The 23,322-nt window shown below is 35.6% G+C and carries 25 protein-coding genes; 17 read left to right on the forward strand and 8 right to left on the reverse strand.

Going from position 1 to position 23,322, the window contains the following annotated elements; all coding sequences use genetic code 11:
* Positions 1–116 precede the first annotated feature (116 nt).
* Complete coding sequence (locus DZ858_RS04630) at positions 117–425, reverse strand: DUF4286 family protein (protein WP_117158356.1); 309 nt, start codon at positions 423–425, stop codon at positions 117–119.
* 46 nt (positions 426–471) lie between these two features.
* Positions 472–2,256 carry a tetratricopeptide repeat protein gene (locus DZ858_RS04635; protein WP_117158357.1) on the reverse strand — a complete coding sequence of 595 codons (1,785 nt, stop codon included), beginning with the start codon at positions 2,254–2,256 and terminating at the stop codon, positions 472–474.
* A 143-nt stretch (positions 2,257–2,399) separates the two neighbouring features.
* Between DZ858_RS04635 and DZ858_RS04640 the strand changes: the two genes are divergently transcribed.
* The 9 genes from DZ858_RS04640 to DZ858_RS04680 all read left to right on the forward strand — a co-directional run bounded on the left by DZ858_RS04640 (position 2,400) and on the right by DZ858_RS04680 (position 9,305).
* Positions 2,400–2,660: a thiamine-binding protein gene (locus DZ858_RS04640; protein WP_117158358.1), complete on the forward strand. Its 261-nt coding sequence runs from the start codon at positions 2,400–2,402 to the stop codon at positions 2,658–2,660.
* Positions 2,644–3,285 carry a nicotinamide riboside transporter PnuC gene (gene pnuC, locus DZ858_RS04645; RefSeq protein WP_117159520.1) on the forward strand — a complete coding sequence of 214 codons (642 nt, stop codon included), beginning with the start codon at positions 2,644–2,646 and terminating at the stop codon, positions 3,283–3,285. The genes DZ858_RS04640 and pnuC overlap by 17 nt, the downstream gene beginning before the upstream one ends.
* The gene (locus DZ858_RS04650; RefSeq protein ID WP_117158359.1) at positions 3,237–3,818 is read left to right on the forward strand and encodes an AAA family ATPase; all 582 of its coding nucleotides are present in this window, start codon (positions 3,237–3,239) and stop codon (positions 3,816–3,818) included. The genes pnuC and DZ858_RS04650 overlap by 49 nt, the downstream gene beginning before the upstream one ends.
* Positions 3,812–5,341 carry a DUF4301 family protein gene (locus tag DZ858_RS04655; RefSeq protein ID WP_117158360.1) on the forward strand — a complete coding sequence of 510 codons (1,530 nt, stop codon included), beginning with the start codon at positions 3,812–3,814 and terminating at the stop codon, positions 5,339–5,341. The genes DZ858_RS04650 and DZ858_RS04655 overlap by 7 nt, the downstream gene beginning before the upstream one ends.
* A gap of 1 nt (position 5,342) precedes the next feature.
* Complete coding sequence (gene arfB, locus DZ858_RS04660; RefSeq protein ID WP_117158361.1) at positions 5,343–5,747, forward strand: alternative ribosome rescue aminoacyl-tRNA hydrolase ArfB; 405 nt, start codon at positions 5,343–5,345, stop codon at positions 5,745–5,747.
* Between the two features lie 210 nt (positions 5,748–5,957).
* The gene (locus DZ858_RS04665) at positions 5,958–6,287 is read left to right on the forward strand and encodes a hypothetical protein (protein WP_117158362.1); all 330 of its coding nucleotides are present in this window, start codon (positions 5,958–5,960) and stop codon (positions 6,285–6,287) included.
* Between the two features lie 316 nt (positions 6,288–6,603).
* A complete protein-coding gene (locus DZ858_RS04670) occupies positions 6,604–6,969 on the forward strand; it encodes a hypothetical protein (RefSeq protein WP_117158363.1) in 366 nt (121 codons plus the stop codon).
* 476 nt (positions 6,970–7,445) lie between these two features.
* Entirely contained in the window at positions 7,446–7,781 is a 336-nt protein-coding gene (locus DZ858_RS04675) for a hypothetical protein (RefSeq protein WP_147309571.1), read from the forward strand.
* A gap of 117 nt (positions 7,782–7,898) precedes the next feature.
* Complete coding sequence (locus tag DZ858_RS04680; RefSeq protein WP_117158365.1) at positions 7,899–9,305, forward strand: sigma-54-dependent transcriptional regulator; 1,407 nt, start codon at positions 7,899–7,901, stop codon at positions 9,303–9,305.
* Here the strand turns inward: DZ858_RS04680 and DZ858_RS04685 are convergent.
* Entirely contained in the window at positions 9,302–11,779 is a 2,478-nt protein-coding gene (locus tag DZ858_RS04685; protein ID WP_117158366.1) for a hybrid sensor histidine kinase/response regulator, read from the reverse strand. The two genes, DZ858_RS04680 and DZ858_RS04685, sit on opposite strands and share 4 nt — an antisense overlap.
* 306 nt (positions 11,780–12,085) lie before the next feature.
* Between DZ858_RS04685 and DZ858_RS04690 the strand changes: the two genes are divergently transcribed.
* Positions 12,086–14,260, forward strand: a complete 2,175-nt coding sequence (locus tag DZ858_RS04690) for a TonB-dependent receptor (RefSeq protein ID WP_117158367.1) — start codon at positions 12,086–12,088, stop codon at positions 14,258–14,260.
* A 58-nt stretch (positions 14,261–14,318) separates the two neighbouring features.
* Here DZ858_RS04690 and DZ858_RS04695 read toward each other — a convergent pair whose 3' ends face one another.
* Positions 14,319–14,747 (reverse strand): Rieske (2Fe-2S) protein, encoded by a 429-nt coding sequence (locus tag DZ858_RS04695; protein ID WP_117158368.1) that lies wholly within the window; start codon positions 14,745–14,747, stop codon positions 14,319–14,321.
* Between the two features lie 184 nt (positions 14,748–14,931).
* On the opposite strand from DZ858_RS04695, the gene greA reads away from it, so the two are divergent.
* Both greA and DZ858_RS04705 read left to right on the forward strand, forming a co-directional pair.
* Entirely contained in the window at positions 14,932–15,408 is a 477-nt protein-coding gene (gene greA / locus DZ858_RS04700) for a transcription elongation factor GreA (protein ID WP_117158369.1), read from the forward strand.
* 2 nt (positions 15,409–15,410) lie between these two features.
* Positions 15,411–15,803, forward strand: coding sequence for an HIT family protein (locus tag DZ858_RS04705; protein WP_117158370.1), 393 nt, complete (start codon positions 15,411–15,413; stop codon positions 15,801–15,803).
* Positions 15,804–15,816: 13 nt separating this feature from the next.
* On the opposite strand, the gene DZ858_RS04710 is transcribed toward DZ858_RS04705, so the two are convergent.
* Together DZ858_RS04710 and DZ858_RS04715 are read right to left on the reverse strand one after the other, a co-directional pair.
* Complete coding sequence (locus DZ858_RS04710) at positions 15,817–16,161, reverse strand: hypothetical protein (RefSeq protein ID WP_117158371.1); 345 nt, start codon at positions 16,159–16,161, stop codon at positions 15,817–15,819.
* Positions 16,162–16,163: 2 nt separating this feature from the next.
* Positions 16,164–17,315: a sensor histidine kinase gene (locus DZ858_RS04715; protein WP_117158372.1), complete on the reverse strand. Its 1,152-nt coding sequence runs from the start codon at positions 17,313–17,315 to the stop codon at positions 16,164–16,166.
* 129 nt (positions 17,316–17,444) lie between these two features.
* Here DZ858_RS04715 and DZ858_RS04720 point away from each other — a divergent pair, with 129 nt between their 5' ends.
* The 5 genes from DZ858_RS04720 (at position 17,445) to DZ858_RS04740 (ending at position 21,919) form a co-directional block, all read left to right on the forward strand.
* Positions 17,445–18,344 carry a flavin reductase family protein gene (locus DZ858_RS04720; RefSeq protein WP_117158373.1) on the forward strand — a complete coding sequence of 300 codons (900 nt, stop codon included), beginning with the start codon at positions 17,445–17,447 and terminating at the stop codon, positions 18,342–18,344.
* A 54-nt stretch (positions 18,345–18,398) separates the two neighbouring features.
* Positions 18,399–18,773: a DUF3127 domain-containing protein gene (locus DZ858_RS04725; protein ID WP_117158374.1), complete on the forward strand. Its 375-nt coding sequence runs from the start codon at positions 18,399–18,401 to the stop codon at positions 18,771–18,773.
* A gap of 174 nt (positions 18,774–18,947) precedes the next feature.
* On the forward strand, positions 18,948–19,589 hold the full coding sequence (aat, locus tag DZ858_RS04730; RefSeq protein ID WP_117158375.1) for a leucyl/phenylalanyl-tRNA--protein transferase: 642 nt from the start codon (positions 18,948–18,950) through the stop codon (positions 19,587–19,589).
* A 64-nt stretch (positions 19,590–19,653) separates the two neighbouring features.
* Positions 19,654–21,393 (forward strand): agmatine deiminase family protein, encoded by a 1,740-nt coding sequence (locus DZ858_RS04735; RefSeq protein ID WP_117158376.1) that lies wholly within the window; start codon positions 19,654–19,656, stop codon positions 21,391–21,393.
* Positions 21,394–21,565: 172 nt separating this feature from the next.
* Positions 21,566–21,919 (forward strand): hypothetical protein, encoded by a 354-nt coding sequence (locus DZ858_RS04740; RefSeq protein ID WP_117158377.1) that lies wholly within the window; start codon positions 21,566–21,568, stop codon positions 21,917–21,919.
* Here DZ858_RS04740 and DZ858_RS04745 read toward each other — a convergent pair.
* Complete coding sequence (locus DZ858_RS04745; RefSeq protein ID WP_117158378.1) at positions 21,916–22,503, reverse strand: DNA-3-methyladenine glycosylase I; 588 nt, start codon at positions 22,501–22,503, stop codon at positions 21,916–21,918. The genes DZ858_RS04740 and DZ858_RS04745 overlap by 4 nt on opposite strands.
* Positions 22,504–22,548: 45 nt before the next feature.
* On the reverse strand, positions 22,549–23,262 hold the full coding sequence (locus DZ858_RS04750) for a hypothetical protein (RefSeq protein WP_147309572.1): 714 nt from the start codon (positions 23,260–23,262) through the stop codon (positions 22,549–22,551).
* Positions 23,263–23,322 lie beyond the last annotated feature (60 nt).

Genomic DNA, 23,322 nt, shown 5'->3' on the forward strand with positions numbered 1-23,322 from the left:
CGTTCAGTAATTGAAAATCAGTGCATTGTCTTGTTGAGGAGTGAGTGCAATGTACATCTTATAAAGCCCATTAAAACTATTTTAGTTTTTTGGGCTTTGTTGTTTACTATTCAAAATTACTGTTCATTAACAACTTGCATCTCTGTTCTAAAAGCTACAAACTTTCCTTCAAATGGTTTGCTCTGTTCTCGCAATGTTTGGGCATCTTCTTCGTAATATTTTTGAAGCATTTCCTTACTTTCGGTTCGGTATTGTACCGAGTAAGTAATCCCGCCCATTTCTTCTTCTACTTGGACCCGGGTCATTAATGCTTTTTTAAATTTTCCAGTATCCAACATTGCTGGAATGTGTTTTGTTTTCATCCAATCTAGCCATTCGTCGTGAACGCTATTGTCTATATTTATAGTTACATTATATATGTACATAGAGGTTTAATTTTTATTAATGCTCCGTCATCTGTGTTTCAACATATTACTCAATAGCATCTCCGCGTAGAGTCCTAAAGCGTTTTCTGGCTTCTACAAAGTAGATACTGTCTGCAAAGTTATAGATTATTTGTTCGTACAAGTCTTTTGCCTTATCGGGTTGCGCTAGTTTATCCTCGTAAAGTTTTGCCAGTCTATAATAGGCATCGTCAGCAACGATTTCGTCTGGATATAATTCTATTAATTTATTGTAATTAGTTTCGGCTTTTTGCAGTTGCTCTGTTTTTTCAAATAATTCAGCTTGTTTTAATAAGGCTTCATCTTCTATTTTTTCTCCTTTATGGTTGGTAAGGATATCTTCTAGTTTTTGGATGGCTTCAAAATCTTTGTTCTGTAATGCCAATAAATCTGCGCGAGCATACTTTTTCAAAGCAGTTTGGGTAGAATCTTCCAACGAATTATCACGAATCATTAAACTAAGTTCCATTGCATCGTTGGCGATAAGTTGGGAAGCAGATTTTCTTAAAACGTCCAATTGTATTTGCGCCCATTCAAAATCACCTTTATAATAACTCGTTTGGGCTACTTTAAACCTTGCTTCTTGTGCCAAGACATCATTTTTAACTTTTTTCTGAATTTGTGAATAATAAATTAATGCTTGGTTAAATTTTTCATCGAATACCAAAATATCGGCAAGTTCCATTTTTACTCGTGCTTCCTGAAACGAAGTGAGTCTGTCTTTTAAAAGTGTTTTTAAATTTAAAATAGCATCTTCTTTTTTTTCAGCGTTGAAAGCCAAGAAATGATTGTAATCTACTTGAAGCGCATAAGTTTGTGAACCATAACCAAATTCGTCTAATAAAGCTTTAAACTTTTTTTCAATTTCTGGATAGTCGTTTTTTGTAGTCGTTTTTAAGGCAATTTTCATTAAATATTGATGGCCTTGTAATTTGGCTTCTGGGGTATATGAGTGTTCTATTATAAAAGTGACAATCTCCTTTGCATTTTCATAATCTTCTTCGGCTATAGTAACCAAAGCAAGATTGGCAATACCACTTAAATCTTCTCCAGTGCGTTTATAAATAGCTTTTTCTTGTGTAAATGCTTTTTTAAAGTCTTTTTGCTGAATAAATAACCAACTTAATAAATCATTATACAGAACATCAGGATTGCTTTGTAGCTTTTGTAGTAATAATTTTCTAAAGATTGTATTTCCTTCGTTTGTCGGCTCTTCTTTAATAAAACTACTGAACTTACGCTTTGCACTAGATTTATAAGAAGGATTTTTTTCGATTAAATTAATATAGCTAGAAAACATTTTCTCCAACTTTCCCTGTTCGCCATAAATTTCAGCCAATTGAATATCGTAGTTTTTATTAGAGTCATTTTCCATTGCTTTTTCATAGGTAGTGATTGCATAATCAAGCAAACTATATTTCGAAAAAGCTTTTCCAATGGAGTATGAATAATTAGGACTTTCGAGCGTATATTCAATCGCTTTATTATAATTGGCATTCGCTAAACTATCTTTTTGTTGAAGCGAATAGTTATACCCTAACTCCACATATAATTGTGGATTAATCATGCGGCTATTCAACTTTTCTTGAAGTAGTTTTTCTGAAGCAGTAAAATTTTCCAACTGTTGGTTCACTTCCACCAAAGCGATAAAAAAGTCTAATCGGTTTGGGGTTTGTTTATATAGTTTTTCATAAATAGTTAAAGCCTTTTCATACTCGCCTTGTTCAAAATAATTTTTGGCCAATGCCTCATTTTGAGCAGTCACGGATGTGATTGTTAGAATAAAAAGTAGACTAAATATAAAAATACGCATGGGTTAAAGATACTGAAATGATATGGTACAACCATTGCAAAAATAAAGCCAGTTAATTAGAATATCAACTCCGTAATCTTATTGATCTTCCTCCTTTTATAAAGTTGTAATATCTGTACCTTTGGCTATAAACTTATTTTAATATGAATATTTCAGTAGAGTTAACACTTACGCCCATTCAAGATGATTACGAGCCGGCTATTATTAATTTTATAAAAAACTTACGAAACTCTGGCCTTACTGTAAAGGAAAATCCGTTGAGCACTCAAGTATATGGAGAGTATGACGCCGTAATGCAATTGCTCAATAAAGAAATGAAAACAGCCCTAGAAGCTGTTGAAAGAGGGCTGTTGTTCATAAAAATAGTAAAATCAGACCGAAGCGACTATGAACCCCATTTTTGAGTTTTTATTCGGGCAGTACGAAGGCTATGCCACCCACCAAATAGTACTTGAAATCACAGCTGTTTTATTTGGGTTAGCCTCTTCATTATTTTCAATGAAAAATAGTATTTGGGTCTATCCTACGGGGATTGTCAGCACATCGATTTTTGTGTATTTGCTATGGCAATGGGGTTTGTTGGGTGATTTGATTATAAACGGCTACTATTTTATAATGAGTGTGTACGGCTGGTATATTTGGACCCGAAAAGTTACTCCAACTCGATATACGCCAATCAGTAAAACAACCAAAAAAGAACAGTATATTTCAGCAGGAATTTTTGCGGGCACTTTATTGTTTATCTATGCGGTCTATGATTTTTTTGAAAAATGGACCAGTTGGACCGCTTATGTAGATACCTTAACCACCGCACTCTTTTTCGTAGGAATGTGGCTCTTAGCAAAACGGAAAATTGAAAATTGGCTTTTCTTATTAGCAGGAAACATAATAAGTGTCCCATTGTATTTTTACAAGGGGTACACCATTAGCAGTATGCTGTATATTATTTTTGTCTTTATATCAATCGCTGGTTATTTCGCATGGAAAAAACGCTTAAACAATCCGCAGGAAACGGGGATCATTGCATAAAGATTGTGCTGTATGGCCCTGAATCTACAGGAAAAACAACCTTAGCCAAACAATTGGCTACACATTACAACACCAAATGGGTGCCTGAATATATGCGTGGTTATTTAGAGGAAAAGTGGGAAACTAAAAATGAAACCATTACCCGTGACGATCTGTTGCCCATTGCAAAAGGGCAGATTGCATTGGAAAATAAAATAACCAAAATAGCCAACACCCTGCTGTTTTGCGACACCAACCTTTTGGAGCTGAAAGTATATTCAGAATACTATCATACTGGGTTTTGCCCTTCGGAAATAGTAGAAGCTACCGAAGAGAACCAGTATCACCATTATTTTTTAACCTATATTGATGTACCGTGGGAAGCAGACAGATTACGAGATCGTCCTAACGATAGGTTAAAAATGTTTACTATTTTTGAGGCAGAACTACGTAAAAAACAACTCCCTTATACTGTCTTAAAAGGTTCTGTGGAACAACGGATGAAAACCGCGACTAAAATAATTGAGGGATTGCTCAACAGCCAAGTATGCTAAACAAAAAAGACGTAAAACAAATAGAGAAAAGCGGCCATACCGTAGAAAGTGTTGCAAAACAACTGGAAACCTTTGCAAAGGGGATTCCGTATTCAGCTATTGTAACTACTGCTTCTATTGGTAATGGAATCGAAGCTATTTCAGAAGAAAAGCAACAACAGCTAATCCATCTTTTTGAAGCCGAAAAGCAGCAAATGGAACTCGTAAAATTTGTTCCAGCTTCTGGCGCAGCAACGCGTATGTTTAAATTTTTGTATCAGTTTTTAAAAGAATACGATCCTGATGAAGAATCCCTAAATAAATACATTAAAAAGGGAAACCATAAAGCACTGGATGTTTTTATAAGTAATGTAAAAGATTTTGCTTTTGTAAACGAAGTGCGGAGCAAAATACGTGAACTATACCCAGATTATAAAACCAGCAAAAAAGGAAAACGGGCTCATTATTTTGTAAAAGCCATGTTGCAACCAAAAGGTTTGGGATACAGAAACCTTCCAAAAGGATTGATACCGTTTCATAAATATAAAAAATACTACACCACAGCTTTTGAAGAGCAATTATACGAAGCCGCTTTCTATGCTTCGGCAAAAGACAATGCGTACTTACACTTTACGTTTTCAGAAGCGCATGTTTCGAAATTCAAAGAAGAGTTTGAAGCTGTAAAAAGTAGGTTGACAAAGAGTACCAAGACTAATTTTCATATTTCGTATTCCTTTCAGAAAAAAGAAACCGATACCATTGCGGTAACCGAAGAAAATCAACCTTTTCGCGACACCAATGGAAACCTTATTTTCCGACCTTCTGGTCATGGAGCTTTATTGGAAAATCTCAATGAGGTTAATTCCGATATTGTTTTTATTAAAAACATAGACAATGTAATAATTCGTGAACGCGTGGAGGAGGTTGCACAGTATAAAAAAATGTTAGCTGGTAAATTAATTTGGTTGCAGGAAAAAGCTTTTGATTTTCTTGAAAAATTGTCGAGTGATACCATTTCCGAAGAAGAAATAAACGACATCCGTTCTTTTCTGTGGAACCATCTTAACTGTAAAGAATTGCCTCAAACCAAAGAAAAACTGTACGAAAAATTGAATAGACCATTGCGTGTTTGTGGTGTGGTAAAAAACACGGGAGCTCCTGGAGGCGGTCCTTTTTGGGTGAAAAATAATGAGGGGGAAACCACCCTACAGATTGTGGAAACCGCCCAAATAGACATGGAAGATTCTCATCAAAAAGCAATTGTAAACGAAGCAACACACTTTAACCCAGTAGATTTGGTATGCGGTATCCGAAATTTTAAGGGCGAAAAATTCGACTTAAAACAATACAGCGATCCTGATACTGGCTTTATATCCTTAAAATCGCAAGATGGAAAACCATTAAAAGCTTTAGAACTTCCTGGACTTTGGAATGGTGCGATGGCCAAATGGAACTCGGTTTTTGTAGAAGTTCCCTTACTTACCTTTAATCCGGTAAAAACGGTAAACGATTTACTGCAGCCGGAACACCGCTCTAATAATTAAGATGAATACCGAAAAACTAATAAAAGAACTAACCTTTAAAGCCATGCGAAGTAGTGGCCCAGGTGGTCAACATGTAAATAAAACGTCCAGTAAAGTTGAGGTGAGTTTTAGTATTGAAACATCACAAGCATTAAGTGATCAAGAAAAGCAGCGGATGCAACAAAAACTGCAAAATAAAATCTCTTCGGAAGGAATCCTGAGCCTTCAAAGCAGTGAAACTAGAAGCCAGCACCGCAACAAAGCAATCGTGATCGAGCGCTTGATTAATTTGCTGAAATACAGCTTGAAACCGGTTAAAAAAAGGAAGAAAACAAAAAAACCAAGAAAGGCAATCGAAAAACGGTTGAAGGCAAAAAAGAATACCGCCCTAAAAAAAGCCAACCGCAAACCTCCCAAAATTGACTAATTAAATACAGTTAATGTGTATTTTTTACACAGCTGTACCTGTTTTCTATACAGTTTTCCGCTTTTTTATAAAAAATCGAATACCATTTAAAATACTGAAAACAAGTATTTTAGACTGATATTTTATAAAAAATTATTATGTGGCACTACTTTTTCATTATACAATTTAAATAACAAAAAAAACAATAACAAACCTATAAACTTAAAAACTATGAAAAAGTCAATATTAGCAATCGCAATCACGCTGGGATCCCTAACAGCAGTACAAGCACAAGACAAAGCAATCGCACAATCTTCTACCAATGAAGCAAAAGCGACTTTAAGTGCTCAAGCTCCAGCCCAAGATAACTTTAAGCAAATTAAAGCAACCGAATTACCAAAACCAGTATTGGAAGCCGTAGCCAAAGAATTTGAAGGTGCTACTGTATCTAAAGCTTACAAAAATGAACAAGGCGAATACAAACTGGTACTTGCAACAGCTGAGAAAGCAGAACAAACCGTTTATGCAAACAGTCAAGGTGAGTGGATTAAGAAGCAGTAAGCTGCAGTAGTTAGATTCAATACTTCTGAGGATGTCCAATAGGGCATCCTCTTTTTTATGCTTTTTCCAGATAATAAGTAGAAGGTTGGCTTTTACAGAATAGATTCTCAATAAACGCTTTTTGTGGGAATATTACACAATTGTGTAGATGTTTACACACTTTATGTGTTGAATTAAAAAACAAGTAAAATCTTGTTATCCTAATGATAACAGTACTTTTAAAGGGTTTTAGGTGAGGTTTTCATTTAATGGCACTACTTTTTCACTATATAGAATAGAATTAGAAATAATAATAACAACATAAAATTTTAAAACTATGAAAAAGTTAATTTTTGCAACCGCACTAGCAATAGGATCATTAACCGCAGTAAATGCACAACAAGATGCCGCAATAGCACAAGCATCGACTGACGAAGCAACGATTACAAAAGCTGTCGATACTCAAGAAACCGTTGCACAAGACTTTAAAGAAATTAAAGCGACTGAATTACCAAAACCAGTATTAGAAGCAGTAGCAAGTGATTTTAAAGGCGCTACCGTATCTAAAGCATATAAAAATGCTAAAGGAGAATATAAAGTTGTTATTGCAACAGCAGATAAAAAACAAAAAACAGTATATGCAAGTGCTGACGGTGAGTGGATGAAGAAAAAAATGAAAATGAACAAAAAAAGTAGACAATAATTTGAATTAGCCACATTCAATACTTTTAAGGGGTGTCCAAACGGACATCCCTTTTTTTATGCGCGGTTTTTAAAAAGTAATACTATACGTTCTGAAGTTTGCATCTTTTGTGAAGTGTTTCGATTTGCTTCAACGTTTATATTGAGCAAGGTTATGTGATTTTTAAAAAGACTTGGCTGTTTTTGTCTAGAATAAAAAGTGTTTTAATAAAAAATAGTTTCGAGTCTACAACTTTCACCTCTTCAAATAAATTAATTTCTCTTTTATGATTAAACGCTTTTTGTGTGAAAATTATACAGGTGTTTAGTGATTTTACACAGCTTTAAAATAGCTGTAAAATAAGTAGAATAGTTGTTGTTTTAGTATTGATAGGGGCTTTGGTTAAGTTAAATCTTCTTCGTAATCTTCGTGGCATTACTTTTTCACTATACAGAACAGATTTAGAAAACGAAATAATAATTATAAAATTTAAAATTATGAAAAAGTCAATTTTAGCAATCGCAATCGCAATCGCATTAGGATCATTAACCGCTGTAAACGCACAAGATGGAGCAATTGCTCAAGCATCAAGTGATCAAGCAACATTAGCTCAAAAAGCACAGGCTTCAGAAGCGCAAGGATTTACTGAGGTTAAAGCTTCAGAATTACCAAAAGCAATTTTAGAAGCTGTATCTACAAAGTATGATGGAGCAACTGTATCTAAAGCATATAAAAATGCTAAAGATCAATATAAATTAATGCTTGCAACAGCTGACAGTAAAGAGAAAACTGTTTATGTAAATAGTGAAGGACAGTGGTTACAGACTAAGTAATTTCACTTGATTATATTCGATATATTTGGGATGTCCTTCGGGGCATCCCTTTTTTTATGAAAACTTTAAAAGTTTGCTCCTACCATAGCTGTATTTTTGTGTGGAGACAAAATTAGCATGACACACAAAATTCTTATTGTTGAAGACGATATCGCTTTCGGAAAAATGCTGGCCACATTTTTAGAGCGTAAAAATTTTTCGGTGACCACAACCAGTACCGGTACAGACGGTAAAGAACACCTTAAGAAAGAAACGTTCGACTTACTGATTACCGATTTAAAACTACCCGACACCAACGGAATGGCACTGTTGGAGCACGTAAAAGAAACCTACTCCAATACCCGCGTTATCCTTATGACAGGTTATGCTGAAGTAAACACAGCGGTCGAAGCCATTAAAAAAGGAGCCTTGGATTATATTTCAAAACCTTTCCGTCCAGAAGAATTGTTAATGATTATAGAACAAGCTTCTGAAAGTCTTGAAAAGCCTGTTACAGAACATTCAAAGAAATCTTCAAGCCAACAGAAACCTGCCTCCTCCTCAAGCACAGAACCAAAAGCGGTACAAAAAGAAGAATCGAAACCGAAACCATCGGAAAGCAATTTCGTTACCGGAATTAGTGAATCTTCAAAAAAATTCAATCAGTATTTAAAGTTGGTAGGTCCTACCGATATGTGTGTACTTATACAAGGCGAAAGCGGTACTGGAAAGGAAGTAGCGGCAAATGCCATTCACAAATTTAGTAATCGAAGTAATAGACCATTTGTAGCCGTAGATTGTGGTGCTATTCCCAAGGAAATTGCTTCTAGTGAGTTTTTTGGTCATGTAAAAGGAAGTTTTACGGGTGCTGTAAACGATAAAAAAGGTCATTTTGAAGCAGCAGATACCGGAACGTTATTTTTAGATGAAGTAGGAAACCTCTCCTACGAAAATCAAGTGCAATTGCTCCGTGCCTTGCAAGAAAGGAAAATAAAGCCAGTTGGGAGTAATACAGAGATACACGTAGATGTACGGATTATTTCCGCTACTAATGAAGATTTAACCAAAGCAGTTGAAGAAGGAAGGTTTCGGGAAGATTTATATCATCGTTTAAATGAATTTTCAATTCACATCCCTTCGTTGCGTGAACGTAGTGAAGATTTATTTTTATTTACCGAATTTTTCTTAGAACAAGCCAACCAATCATTAAATAAAAATGTGATGGGTCTTTCTAAAGAGGTAGAAGCAGCCTTTAAACAATACGCTTGGCCAGGAAATCTTCGCGAGTTGAAAAATATTATAAAAAGGTCTGTATTGTTAACACCTGGCGAACAAATACCGCTAGATGTAATCCCGCGGGAAGTGGTGACAGCTAAAGAAACAGAAACAAAAACAACTGATTTTTCAAAAGAAAGTAATGAAAAACAATTGATTTTGAATGCTTTAAAAGAAACAGAAAATAACAAATCGCGTGCTGCCAAGCTATTAAACATCACCCGGAAAACCCTCTATAATAAATTAGAACAGTACGATATTGAGCTTTAGTGGTCTTGTTGCAAAGCAGTAAGCAATTTATTTATTTCAACCTTTAAATCCTCAAAAAGGAAGGGAAGCTCTTTATTTCCCTCTTCTGAAATAACTTCTAAAGTTTCCAAGAGTGGAATTACTTTTTTGGCACTAATCTGTCGGCACATGGTCAACATTCTATGTACGGTTTGGCCCACATTTTCTAATTTTTCTCTTTCTACAAACCGCTCCAATTCAGCTATATCTTTTTTAGTTTGGGTATAAAAAACCTGCAAGACATCATCTAAGGCTTCATCAGTATCTAGAAACGATCGTAATAGGGACAAATCATATAACTCACTCTTTTCGTGTCTAACAGTCTGGATGGATTTGTCTTTAAGTGCATCTTCTGAAGGATATGTTTTAATTTTTTTGGATGAATTTGAAACGAAAGAAGGGAGCACTTTCTCTAAAACCAGTGCTAAGTTTTTTTTGGTAAACGGTTTTTGTAATACTTCAGAGAAACCTTTGTCCAGATAATTTTGTCGGGAGTGTTCTCGGCTTCCAGTCATCGCAATTATAGGCTGGTTGCTATAATTTTTTATGGCTCCATTTTTTAAGTGTTTTAAAATTTCAAAACCACTAGTTGTTGGCATTTGTATATCAGTCAATACAAAATCAAAATAGATTTCTTTAGCTTTTTCAAAAGCAGAGAATTTTTCGAAATCATGTACTTCAATGTTCATTTGCCCAAATAATTCAGAAAGCATAGTTCGCATTGCGGGATCATCATCAAAAACAACCGCTTTCAATCCTTTAAAGACTGTTTCAGGTTTTTTTGTAAGTTTCCGAACTGCCCGATCAGATTTTTTTAAAGGAATTTTTAATGTAAACGTACTCCCTTTGTTGGGTTCGCTTTTCACTTTAAGGCTCCCGTCAAGCAGACTAGCTAACTTCTTTGAAATGGCCAATCCAAGTCCATAACCCCCAAATTTTTTACCCGTATCGGCTTCAGCTTGGGTAAATTCTTTAAAAATGAGTTGTTGTTTTTCTTCTGAAATACCAATCCCTGTATCGATTACATCGATTTTAACTCTAACTGATTTTTTTCTGGCTTTTTGTAAAGTGGCTTTTAGTTCAATGCTTCCGGTTTCAGTAAATTTAAAAGCGTTCCCAACCAGATTATTTAGAATTTGTTGCATTCGCAATGGATCGCTTTCAAAGACTTTTTCTTGTAATTCAGGAGCTATGGTAACCAAAAGTTCCACTTTCTTTTCTGAATACATATCCCGATACGTTTCTGTTGTTTGCTGCAATAGATTTTCCAACGAAAATGGTACCGACTCCATTTTTAATTTTCCTGCTTCTAATTTTGAAAAATCAAGCAAATCATTCACTAATTTCGAAACGTATTCAGATCCTGAATGAATTTGGTTTACATAGTGATGTTGTTTTTCTGAAAGCGGCGTGTTTTCCATCAAGCCAGTGTAACCCACAATGGTGTTTAAAGGGGTTTTAAGGTCGTGGCTAACGGTAGCTATTAATTGTTCCCGACTTTTAAGTAAGTCTTCAGCATATTTTTTTGATTTTTCAAGCGATTGTTTAAAACGTTCGGCTCTAAAAAAGTCACTTAAAATAAAATAGGTAAACAATAAAATTACTACGAATCCAACCACGGCTGCACCTTGTAAAATAGTGACCGTTCGTGCTACCGAAGCTTCTCTTTTGGTTTTTTCTAGGTTGTTTAGTTTTGTGTTTTCTGCTTCAAAATTGGTAATGAGGAGTCGTAGCTGAGAAGATAAGGTTAGATCACTTCTAATTAACTCATTTTCTTTTTGTTGAAGCGAGCGCTGGGCTCTCGAATTTTCACGTTTAGCTTCAGCAACAAGATAACGGGATTGTGCCAACATAGAATCGACCATACGGGCCTGTACTTGGGTGGTATCTACCTCGTTGTTCTGGTTTATTATATCAATGTAAGAGTTCCAAAACGAACGTTCTTTTGGAGTAAGGGCAGCAGGATTTTCAACAAACGTTTCCAAGGTGAGTTTGCCCATGGAGTTATCCAGCTTTTTGAACTCATTTAAAATATCGTCTAAAGAAGTGTCTTTACTATTGGTGATTTTTAAAATGCGGAGTTGCTCTATATTTTTTTTCTTTTCGGTAAGCAGTTCACGCACGCTGTCCAGTTGTCTTTTCTGGCTTTCATCATTGGTGAGTAACTTTATGGTTTCTACCTTTTCAAAGAGCGAGTCACTTAATGTTATGTATTTTTTGTAATCTTCCTCTTTTTGGGTTAGCAGTGCCAAACGTGAAAAACTATCGGCTTCATAAACCAGATTAACTAGTGATCCTGTAGCAAAAAACTTTTTTTCCTCGGTTTTTTCGGTAGGATTAATAACATAGTTTTTAAATTCAGAATAGATAAAGTATCCTACTACAACAGCCAATGCTCCTAAAACCAGATAGCTTAGGATGATTTTAAAGGTAAACCTGTTTTTGGTTTTTGGCATGGTTCAAAAATACATACAATGTAAACGACAGCATATTAATGATATGATAAAAAAGTACGATTACGCTTTTACAATCTTAAAGTCTTGATTACTTTTGCCGCACATCTCAAAGGGGTGCCTATTTTAATTTGTTTTTTAAATTATTAGAAGCTGAGATGATACCCATAGAACCTAGAACAGGTAATGCTGTTTAGGAAAAGAACAACAAGCAGTTGTAGCCAGTAAAAATCATTTTTACTGGAATTTTTAAACCTTTTATTAACCGAGAATAATGGCCCCTTTTATTCGTAATTAAATTTTTTACGAATGAAATCCTTATTTATTTCGGCTGCTTTACTAACAACAACCATAGCAGCCATTGCACAAGAAACACAGCAAGATTCAACCAAAGTTGAAAGCTTGGAAGAAGTTTTTATTCAGGCAGTTCGCGTAGACGCAGACTCACCAATTACCCACTCTAACCTCGATGAAGAGGAAATTGAAACCCGAAATTTAGGACAAGATGTTCCTTATTTACTTAACTATTTACCGTCTGTAGTGACTACCAGTGATGCCGGAGCCGGTGTTGGGTATACCTATATTCGTGTAAGAGGTAGTGATGCCTCTCGAGTGAATGTAACACTAAATGGAATCCCCTATAACGATTCTGAAAGCCAAGGAACTTTTTGGGTAAATATGCCAGATTTTGCTTCTTCTATTCAAAACTTACAGTTACAACGGGGTGTAGGTACATCAAGTAATGGCTCTGGAGCATTTGGAGCGAGCTTGAATATTTTAACCGACGGAACTTCTGAAGAGGCTTATGGTGAAATTTCAAATTCATTTGGTTCATTCAACACCCGAAAGCACAATGTGAAATTTAGCACAGGTCTTTTAAAAGATCGCATAGAAATTGCTGGACGGTTATCCAAAATTGAATCAGATGGATATATTGACAGGGCAAGTTCCGATTTAAAATCCTATTTTTTGCAAGGAGCTTATAAAGACAAAAACACCTTAATAAAAGTATTAACCTTTGGTGGAACCGAAGAAACCTATCAAGCTTGGAACGGTATCGATGCGGAAACATTGGAAAATGACCGAACGTTTAATCCGTCAGGAATGTACACAGATGAAGATGGAAACACTCGTTTTTATGATAATGAAGTAGATAATTACGCACAAGATCATTATCAAGTTCTTTGGAACCAGCGTTACGATAACAATTGGAGTAGTAACGTTGCATTAAATTATACCTACGGAAGAGGTTATTTCGAACAATATAAAGAAGACGAGGATTTTGATACCTACACATTTGACCCTATTGAAATAGGAGGCGATACTATTAACACTACCGATTTAATACGTCGCCGTTGGTTAGATAATGATTTCTACGCCGTAAATGCCAATGTAAACTACAAAGATGATGCGCTTAATATTTCCGCAGGAGCATTTTTTAGCACTTACAAAGGGGATCATTATGGTGAAGTAATTTGGGCACGCTATGCAAGTGATTCTGAAATACGAGATCGATATTATTTTAGCGATGCTACAAAAAACGAATTTACAACCTTTGCAAAAGCTACCTATCGATTTAATAATCAATGGCAGGTGTTTGGAGATTTACAAGGACGGTTTTTAAGTTATGAAACTGGAGGAATTACATCAGATGTTGTGCCAATTGATGTAGATGAAACGTATAGCTTTTTTAACCCCAAAGCGGGTGTTTCATTTCAATTGAACGATGCCAATCAGTTTTATGCTTCCTACGGAAGAGCACATCGCGAACCTACCCGAAATGATTTTGAAGAAGATATTACCACACCAGAAAAATTAGACGATTTTGAATTAGGGTGGCGTTTTGCTTCAGAAAAAGTTCAAGTAAATACCAATTTGTTTTATATGGATTACAAAGATCAGTTGGTGCTTTCTGGCGAGTTGAATGATGTAGGCGCACCGCTTCGAACTACCAGTGGTGAAAGTTATCGTTTAGGGCTAGAAGTGGATGCCACTATTGCTATTACAGAAAAAATAAGCATTCGTCCTAATGTAGCGCTAAGCTCTAATAAGAATGTAGATTTTGTAACCTCTCAAGATGGCGAATTAGTGAATCTTGGAAATACAAATATCTCCTTTTCACCAGAAATTGTAGCTGGAAATATGCTAGAGTACCGTCCAGTAAAAAATGTACAACTAGCTTTATTGTCTAAGTTCGTGGGCGAACAGTTTATGGGAAATATTGACAGTGAGGTTTCAAAACTGGATAGTTTCTTTATAAATAACTTCAATATTGCGTATCGTTGGGACAATGTGCCTTTTGTAAATGAAATTCTGTTCACGGGATTAGTGAACAACATTTTTAATGTAGAATATGTTTCCAACGGATACTTTTTCACGTTTGATGGTGTAAACGACCAAGGAGATGTTACCACATTTGAAGGTGCAGGATATTACCCACAAGCTAAGACTAATTTCTTAGTAGGGGCTACGGTTAAGTTTTAACACCAATGTAGTAATATAGTAAAGAAAGCCTGTTCAATTTGAACAGGCTTTCTAATAATTAGTTTGTAATACGAATAGTATTGCCTGAACGTACAGCACGATAGCGTTGCATAGGGTAACGGCTTGGGTCGGTTATGTTTTGGCCAGTTACAATATTGTATTTATTATCATCATCGCAAGGACAAGTAGCTTCAATACCATCAACCTCCATAAGAGAACAATCTGTAGGTACGTGATTAGGGTCGCTTAATTCAAAAGCGTGATACGTTGTGTTGTCCACATTATAAATAACAACGCCTCGAATGCCTTGTCGAGTAACGACTAATGAATTACTTGGGAAGTTAAGGGAATTATACTCTGGCAGATTTAAATTTAGGTTTAAATTTACCAAAGGGGACGTTAAAAAAGGATTATCGTCTAAATTATCATCATCATTTTTGCAGGCAAATAGCATACTAAGTGATAAGAGGAAAACAATTTTTTTCATAGCTTAATTTTTCAATCGCGAAATTACAATTATTTATGCAACAAGTTATTTTTTAGTATATTTGTTAGAACAGATCCCGTCAAGCGCATGGGATTTTTTGTGTTTAATATCTTAACGCCAAAGTAAAAGTGGTGTTCTATATAAAATAAAAGAATAACGTGTTTAGTACACAAACGATGAAGTTATGAGTAAAGTATCTTATTATACTGCAGAAGGACTAAAAAAATTGAGGGACGAGCTTAATCAATTAAAGGATGTGGAGCGCCCAAAAGCTTCTCAAGCTATTGCCGAGGCAAGAGACAAAGGGGATTTAAGTGAAAATGCCGAGTATGATGCTGCCAAAGAAGCGCAAGGAATGCTTGAGATGCGTATTTCAAAATTAGAAGAAGTTGTTGCAAATGCTAGAGTTATTAATGAGTCACAATTGGATACATCAAAAGTATTGATACATTCCAATGTGAAAATTAAAAATCAATCTACCGGAGCAGAAATGCAATATAAACTGGTGGCACAGAGCGAAGCAGATTTAAAAAGCGGAAAAATTTCCGTAGATTCACCTATTGGAAAAGGACTTTTAGGAAAAGAAGTAGGTGACACAGCCGAAATAAGTGTTCCTAATGGAACTATGAAATTTGAAATTCTTGAGATAACAAGGGGATAACCATGGCAACACTATTCACAAAAATAATAAAGGGTGAAATACCAAGCCACAAAGTGGCCGAAGACGATAGTTTTATCGCTTTTCTTGATGTGAACCCTAATGCAAAAGGACATACTCTATGTGTTCCAAAGGAAGAGGTGGATAAAATTTTTGAAATGGGCGAGCATAAATACTTGGGATTAATGCAGTTTTCTAGGCGCGTGGCTAGGGCGATCGAAAAAACAGTCCCTTGTAAACGAGTGGGAATGGCTGCTGTGGGTCTTGAAGTGCCACACGTGCACGTACATTTAATTCCACTTAATGGAATGAGTGATATGGACTTTTCTAAAAAAGTTGACATGTCGCAAGATGAACTTTCTCAACTTGCTGCCGCTATCCACAAAAACTTGGATTAAAAGCTTTTTTTAATCAGGCTTGATTCAAAAGTAAAAAGGTTGCAGCTCCAATTATCACAATCCCAAACAAAATTAAACCATACGTTAATGGTTTTAATTTTAGATAGGTAGTGTTTGGGTGTGCTTGTTTTTTATGGTATTGGTAAACTCGTTCAATATCTTCATCCCAATTTACCGGGTAAATAGTATTCTTACACGTATGGCAATATAGTTTTTCATCAATTTCCTTATTTGCTTGGGTGTACAGTTTTGTGTGTTTTTCCTCTTGGGTAAAAGTAAACTCCAAACCATCTGTATCGTAACATTCTGGGCAATTGTTGTTTAGGCGTGCAGTGTGTAATACGTGTCTTGTTGTCATATTTAATTTTGTAAGCGTAATACTATTTCCATTGTGGTTCCTTTACCGGGTGCACTGTTTAAAACGTGTATTTTTCCGTTATGGTATGTTTCAATAATGCGTTTTACCAACGAAAGCCCAAGTCCCCAGCCTCTTTTTTTGGTGGTATAACCGGGCAGGAATACTGTTTTATATTTTCTTTTTGAAATGCCTTTTCCCGTATCGCTTATGCGCAAGTATACTTTTTTGGTGTTCTTTTCTATGGAAATAGTAATGGTTCCTTTTCCTTTCATAGCATCGATGCCATTTTTCACTAAGTTTTCTATAGTCCATCCAAAAAGTTGATGATTCAGTAAAACTGGAATAGGCTCTTTTGGAATATTTAACTGGAAATCAATTAATTTTGAACTTCTCCTTTTTAAATAATCAAAAGCAGCTTGTGTTTCAACAGCTAAATCTGCTTCTTCCAATTTTGGCACTGAGCCAATTTTTGAAAACCGTTCGGTAATGGTTTGCAATCGGTCTACATCCTTTTCAATTTCAACAATGTATTCCTGATTTACATTTTCCTCTTTTAAAATTTCGGTCCAACCAACTAACGAAGATAGCGGGGTTCCTATTTGGTGTGCAGTTTCCTTAGCCATACCGGCCCAGAGTTTGTTTTGTTCGGCAGATTTAGATGTTTGGTAAAACAGGTAAATAGCCAAAAATATGAGCAGTATGATCACGATTAACATCGCTGGATAATATTTTAGTTTATTGATTAAGGATGAATTTCCGTAGTAAATAACCTGTAACAATTCATCTTTATAATAAACCTTAATGGGTTTATATTCTGAAGAAAACTGCGCAATGAGCTTTTGTCTTTTTTCAGGTGTGTTAAATTGTTTTTCAGGAATATTACGTTCGTTGTAACTATCTGCTTCGGGACTGTAAAGAATCATTGGAGTAGTATTGTTACTCTGTATTACTACCGAAGCTGTTTCGCTCATGGCATCTTCTGCAGGATTCAGTTTTTGAAGTTCCTCTTGAGCCGCTGCCCAAACCTTCATTTTATTGCGCTCGTCATCTTTTAATTGATTAAAAAACACAAATGTGTTCCATAAAATAAGACCAATGATTATAATGGAGGCAGCGATGAAAAACCATCGTGTAAAAGCTGTTTTGTTAAACATAAAAAAAATGTAAAATGTGTTTTACTTCTATAGTTATTTTAAAAGGGGAATAAATATAAAGCAAATATGTTGATATTATTGTACAATCAAATTTTTACAACTTTTTAAGTTTGGGTACATTTGTAGCTTATGATTAGTATTGACCCACAAGAAATTACCACAAAAAAACTGCACGGCTACTTAGTAGGCGCCGTAGCACCACGTCCCATCTGTTTTGCTAGTACGGTAGATGCAGACGGACATGTAAACTTATCCCCCTTTAGTTTTTTTAATGTATTTGGTGCTAACCCACCTACGATGATTTTTTCACCGGCTCGTCGGGTTCGTGGCAATACCACCAAGCACACTTTGGAAAACGTCTTGGAAACCAAAGAAGTGGTTATCAACATTGTAAACCACGCTATGGTACAACAAATGAGTTTGTCTTCTACGGAATACGATAAAGGCGTAAACGAGTTTGTAAAAGCGGGCTTTACCGAAGTTACTTCCGATGTTGTAAAACCACCTAGGGTTGCCGAATCGCCTGTTCAGTTTGAATGTAAGGTGAAAGAAGTTATCGAGACCGGAAAAGAGGGCGGTGCCGGTAATTTGGTAATTTGCGAAGTAGTAAAAGTACATGTAGATGAAAGTATTTTAGATGATAAAGGGAGTATTGATCCAGACAAATTAGACGCCGTAGCACGTATGGGTGGCAATTGGTACACGCGAGCAAAAACTGGTATGTTCGAAGTGCCAAAACCGCTAAGAACTTTAGGTATGGGCGTTGATGCCTTGCCAGAGCCAATTAGAACAAGTGATATCCTTACTGGAAATGACTTAGGAATGCTGGGCAATGTGGAAAACTTACCAACGCAACAGCAAATTCAAACATATATTGAAGATGCTTCGGAAACAGAGCAATACTTAATTGCATCCGGTACGGAGGAAGAAATTCATACTAGAGCACAAGAGTTGCTTTGCGATGGTAAAGTAGCAGAAGCATGGAATTTATTGTTGGCACGTTCTAATTCAGAAAAACCCAATAAATAAAAAGAAAAACTTAATCTTGATAACGAATAAATCAATAACACAATAACGAACACGATGGAAGTACAAGGAAAAATAAAGATGATCGATGACACGAAAACCTACGGAAGTAATGGTTTTAGAAAACGTGAGATGGTAGTAACCACAGAAGAGCAGTACCCACAACACATTTTAATAGAGTTTATACAAGATAAAACCGATTTGCTAGACAAGTATAACGTTGGGCAAAACGTAAAAGTGAGTATTAACCTTCGTGGTCGCGAATGGACAAACCCACAAGGGGAAACAAAATATTTCAACTCCTTAAATGGATGGCGTATTGAAAATGTAGATCAGTCGGTGTCGCAAAATATGCCACCAATGCCGCCTGAAGATGCTTTTGAGCCAGCAAACGATTTAAACGAAGAAGATCACGACGATTTACCGTTTTAAATATAGAAATTATAATAGTAAAAAAAACAGCTTCAGAAATGGAGCTGTTTTTTTTATGATAGCGTTTTTTCTTTAGCTGCTTTTATTAAATAAAATTTCATCTCCATTCTTTTTTATTTATTATCTTTTAAAAAAGTTCTCCTTTTCTAAAGAAAAAAACCATAAACTAATTTTATGCATTTTTTAACCGAAACATTATGGTTTCCACCCGTTACCGATGCTTCAGAAGACGGATTATTAGCCGTTGGTGGCGATTTGTCTTCAGAACGATTGTTGTTAGCGTATCAATCGGGAATTTTCCCTTGGTATTCAGAAGGACAACCAATATTGTGGTGGAGCCCAGATCCACGAATGGTTTTATTTCCGAAGAACTTAAAAGTGTCTAAAAGCTTCCGGAAAACAATTAATTCTGAAAAATTCACGGTTACATTCAATCAAAATTTTATGGATGTAATTGAAAACTGCGCTTCCATACGAAGAGAAGGGCAAGATGGAACTTGGATTACTTCAGAAATGGAAAAAGCATATATCAATTTACATGAAAAAGGTCATGCCGTTTCGGTAGAAGTGTGGCAAGAGAGTGAATTAGTAGGAGGATTATACGGTATCGATTTACCAGAACTGCGGGTGTTTTGTGGTGAAAGTATGTTTACGAAAGTAAGCGATGCTTCAAAAGTGGGGTTTTATCATTTGATAGAATTTCTGAAAGGAAAAAATTATAAAATAATCGATTGTCAAGTTTATACAGAACATTTAGAGCGCTTAGGGGCTGAAGAAATTTCTAGAAAAGAGTTTTTGCAACACCTTAATTTTTAAAGACTTAATCGAATTTCTTCCTTAGCATTAAAAAAAGTATCTTCGTAAGGTTAATTAATTTAGTATGAAAAATCAATACCTTACATTTCTATTACTTACAATATTCTGTTCTAGTGTAGCATTTTCACAGCAAAAACCATTACCAAAAGGATTATCCGAAGCTGAGAAAGAAATAATAGCTGATTATCAATTTACATCTAATAGAATTACACCACCACCCAGTACTCCGGTTCGTGCCGCCGCCGAATGGGAAGAGGTAGAATATTTAGTAGTAAGTTGGGATCCAAGTTTTCCAAACATTTTAAAACAAATAGTAGAAGCAGGAGTTGAGGAGTGTAAAGTGATTATCACAACTACAAATCAGGCTTCGGTAGCATCGTATTTACAATCTGAAGGAGTAGACTTAACCAATGTTTCTTTTTTAAATGAAGAGTTTGATACCATTTGGATTCGTGATTATGCTGGAAATACCATTTACAGTAATGATGTAGGAGAAAGAGCTCTTACGGATTGGATTTATAATAGACCAAGACCTAATGATGATGTTATGCCAACAGCGCACGCAAACTTAGTAGGTATGCCTATTTATACAACCACTTCAGGTAATAGCGATTTAGTGAATACAGGCGGAAATTATATGAGTGACGGAATGGGAAATGCGTTTGCTTCAGAATTGGTTTTAGATGAAAATGCACCCGGTAATCCTTATGGAGTGTCTGTAAAAACTGAAAGTGAAATCGATGCTATTATGAATGAGTATATGGGCATAGAAAATTATATTAAGATGGAAACGCTGCCGTATGATGGTATTCATCATATTGATATGCATATGAAGTTACTGGATGAAGAAACCATTTTAGTAAGCGAATATCCTGAAGGCGTGGCCGATGGTCCTCAAATTGACGAGAATATAAACTATGTGTTAGATAATTTCCAATCCCCTTTTGGGACACCCTACAAAATTAAATGGATTCCTGCCCCACCAAGTCCATCTGGCGCATACCCTGATACAGGGGGAAGTTATAGAACCTACAGTAATATGATTTTTGTAAATAAAACGGTAATGGTACCTACATATAGGCCAGAAGTAGACCAACCAGCTTTGGATTATCTGGAAGAATTATTACCAGGTTATACTATTGTACCTATAGATGTAGATAACTCAGGAGAGAATTTAATTTCATTATCAGGCGCTATTCATTGTATTTCACATACTATTGGAGTAGAAAACCCATTATGGATTGTTCATAATCCTATTGAAGAAGCGCAAGCAGGTAGCACAGTAGATATCAATGCCATGATAAAGCACAATTCAGGGGTAAATACCGCGGATCTTTATTGGAGAGAAGTAGGGGCTACAGATTTTACTGAAGCTTCCATGACATTAAGTAGTGACGATAATTGGACAACCAACCTTACTTTGCCTTCAGAAGATGTAGATATTGAGTATTATATTCACGCTGAAGCAAATTCAGGAAAAACCATAAATAGACCTATTGTTGCACCAGAAGGCTATTGGACAATCGATACCGCTACGTTGTCTTCTGAAGAGTGGGCAGAGAACAATATTTCAGGTCCGTATCCTAATCCGGCGACAGATGAAGTGAACTTTAATCTGAATGCTATAGAAGGTCCTGTTGAACTTTCAGTTTACAATATTTTAGAACAACAATTATACAGTACGATTATTACAGATGCCAACGGAACTATAAACCTAAAATTAAATTCAAGTTGGAAGGGAACCTTATTTGTATCCTTTCAAGGACGCTTTGGACAGGTAAATAAAAAAGTACTTAAGTTGTAGTAAATAAGCTACTTTGTGTTAGAAATACTTTAACAAAACAACTGCAATAATTTGCGGTTGTTTTTGTTTTCTTTACAACCTAATTATAACAAACCTGTATTTTATCGAATATATTTGCTTTTTAATCAGTTAATTAGCATATTTGACTAAGTAATTTCTTACGCCCCAAATTATGAAACGATTTCCCCTCGCTCTGTTTCTGTTGTTATTTTGTGTTTCATTCACAATAACGGCACAAAATAGCGCTACTGAAAAAAACATAGATGTCAATAAAGATGTTGATGTTATAAAAGTGTATGAACAAGTAGTAAAGGAAGGCTATGGCACTCCTTTCATTTATAAAAAACTTGCCAACGCCCATTATTTTAAAAATAATTATGGTGCTGCTAAAAAATGGTTTGAAAAGCTTTTTTCAATTGAAAAGCCAACGGACGAAACCCTAAAATATAGATATAAGCAAAGCTTAAAAGCCTTGAGCTCCCGTTCTTCTGAAAACAAAGATGTTACGTATTCAGGTACAAATTAGGCAGATCTCGAAACTTCCTTTTTAATTTCTTGATATCGAAAACAGGAAGTTACATGGTCATTAACCATACCGGTTGCTTGCATATGTGCATACACTACGGTGGAACCTACAAATTTGAACCCTCTTTTCTTGAGATCTTTACTTATGGTGTCACTTAAAGGTGTATTTGCGGGTGCTCCATCTAGTGATTTTAATTTATTCTGAATAGGTTTTCCGTCTACAAATCCCCAAATATATTTACTGAAGCTACCAAATTCCTCTTGTACTTTCATAAAAGCCTGTGCATTGGTCACAGCCGAATTCACTTTTAATTTGTTACGGATAATACCAGCATTCTTTAAAAGCGAATCAATTTTTGTTTGATCGTATTTGGCTATTTTTTTATAGTCAAATTCATTAAAGGCTTCTCTGAAGTTTTCCCGCTTTCGTAAAATGGTAATCCAACTTAACCCAGCTTGAAAGGTTTCTAACAATAAAAATTCAAAGAGGGTTTTGTCATCATAAACCGGGACGCCCCATTCGGTATCGTGATAGGCGATATATAAAGGATCCTCTCCACACCAGGAACAGCGTTGTTTTGTCATAACACGTAATTTTAAGGGAAAGATACTAAGATTTAGGACAACTAATTACTGTCCTGGGAAATTGTACGTAATGGTACCTAATTGCCTTTTTTTACTGGCTTTTGTAGTGAATCGGGCTTGTTCTGCGTATTCAATAGCGCTGTCTATTAAACAACCGTTTGCGGTAGTTGAAGCACTTTCACTGTAAGAAGTTTTTACTACTTTCCCTAGCGAATCAACGACAATGTTAATTACTACTTTCCCGCTTCCTTCACAGGTATAAACGGGGTTGGGTAAATCTAAATCGCTTCTGTTTACCAAACGGTAACTAACTGTGGTATTTCGATTGGCAGATTTTTTTCCAGAATTTTCCTTAGCAGAATTACTTACAGGTTTTTTGTTTTTATTGGATGCTTTTTCAGCAGCTTTAATGCCATTTCCGTTATTTGAAGCATTTGAACTTTCAATAGCCGCATCAATTTCATCCATTTTGCTTTGCATCTCATCAGAAGTCTCTAGTTCTTCTTGACTCATTTCAGCAAGCATTTTTTCAGCTTCATTGTAGGCACGGTTGGTTTCTATGGCTGTTTTTTCTGAAGACATTTTAGCCAACTCTTGTTCTTTGGGTAACAATTCTTCCACTTCTGCATATTCAATGTCGTAAACCGGTTCTTCTACTTTTTTTACACTGCCTAATTTGATGCTATACAGCAATAGAAAGAGTATCCCAAATAAAAGGGACGTTACGAGTAGGGATCGGTATGAGTAGTTTAGGTTCATTACTTCGGGGAAAAATTACGTAAAATAAAGCAAAACCGCTTGGTAATTAATAGATTATTA

Origin of the sequence: Marixanthomonas ophiurae, from assembly GCF_003413745.1 — a bacterium.
Classification (GTDB): Bacteria; Bacteroidota; Bacteroidia; order Flavobacteriales; family Flavobacteriaceae; genus Marixanthomonas; species Marixanthomonas ophiurae.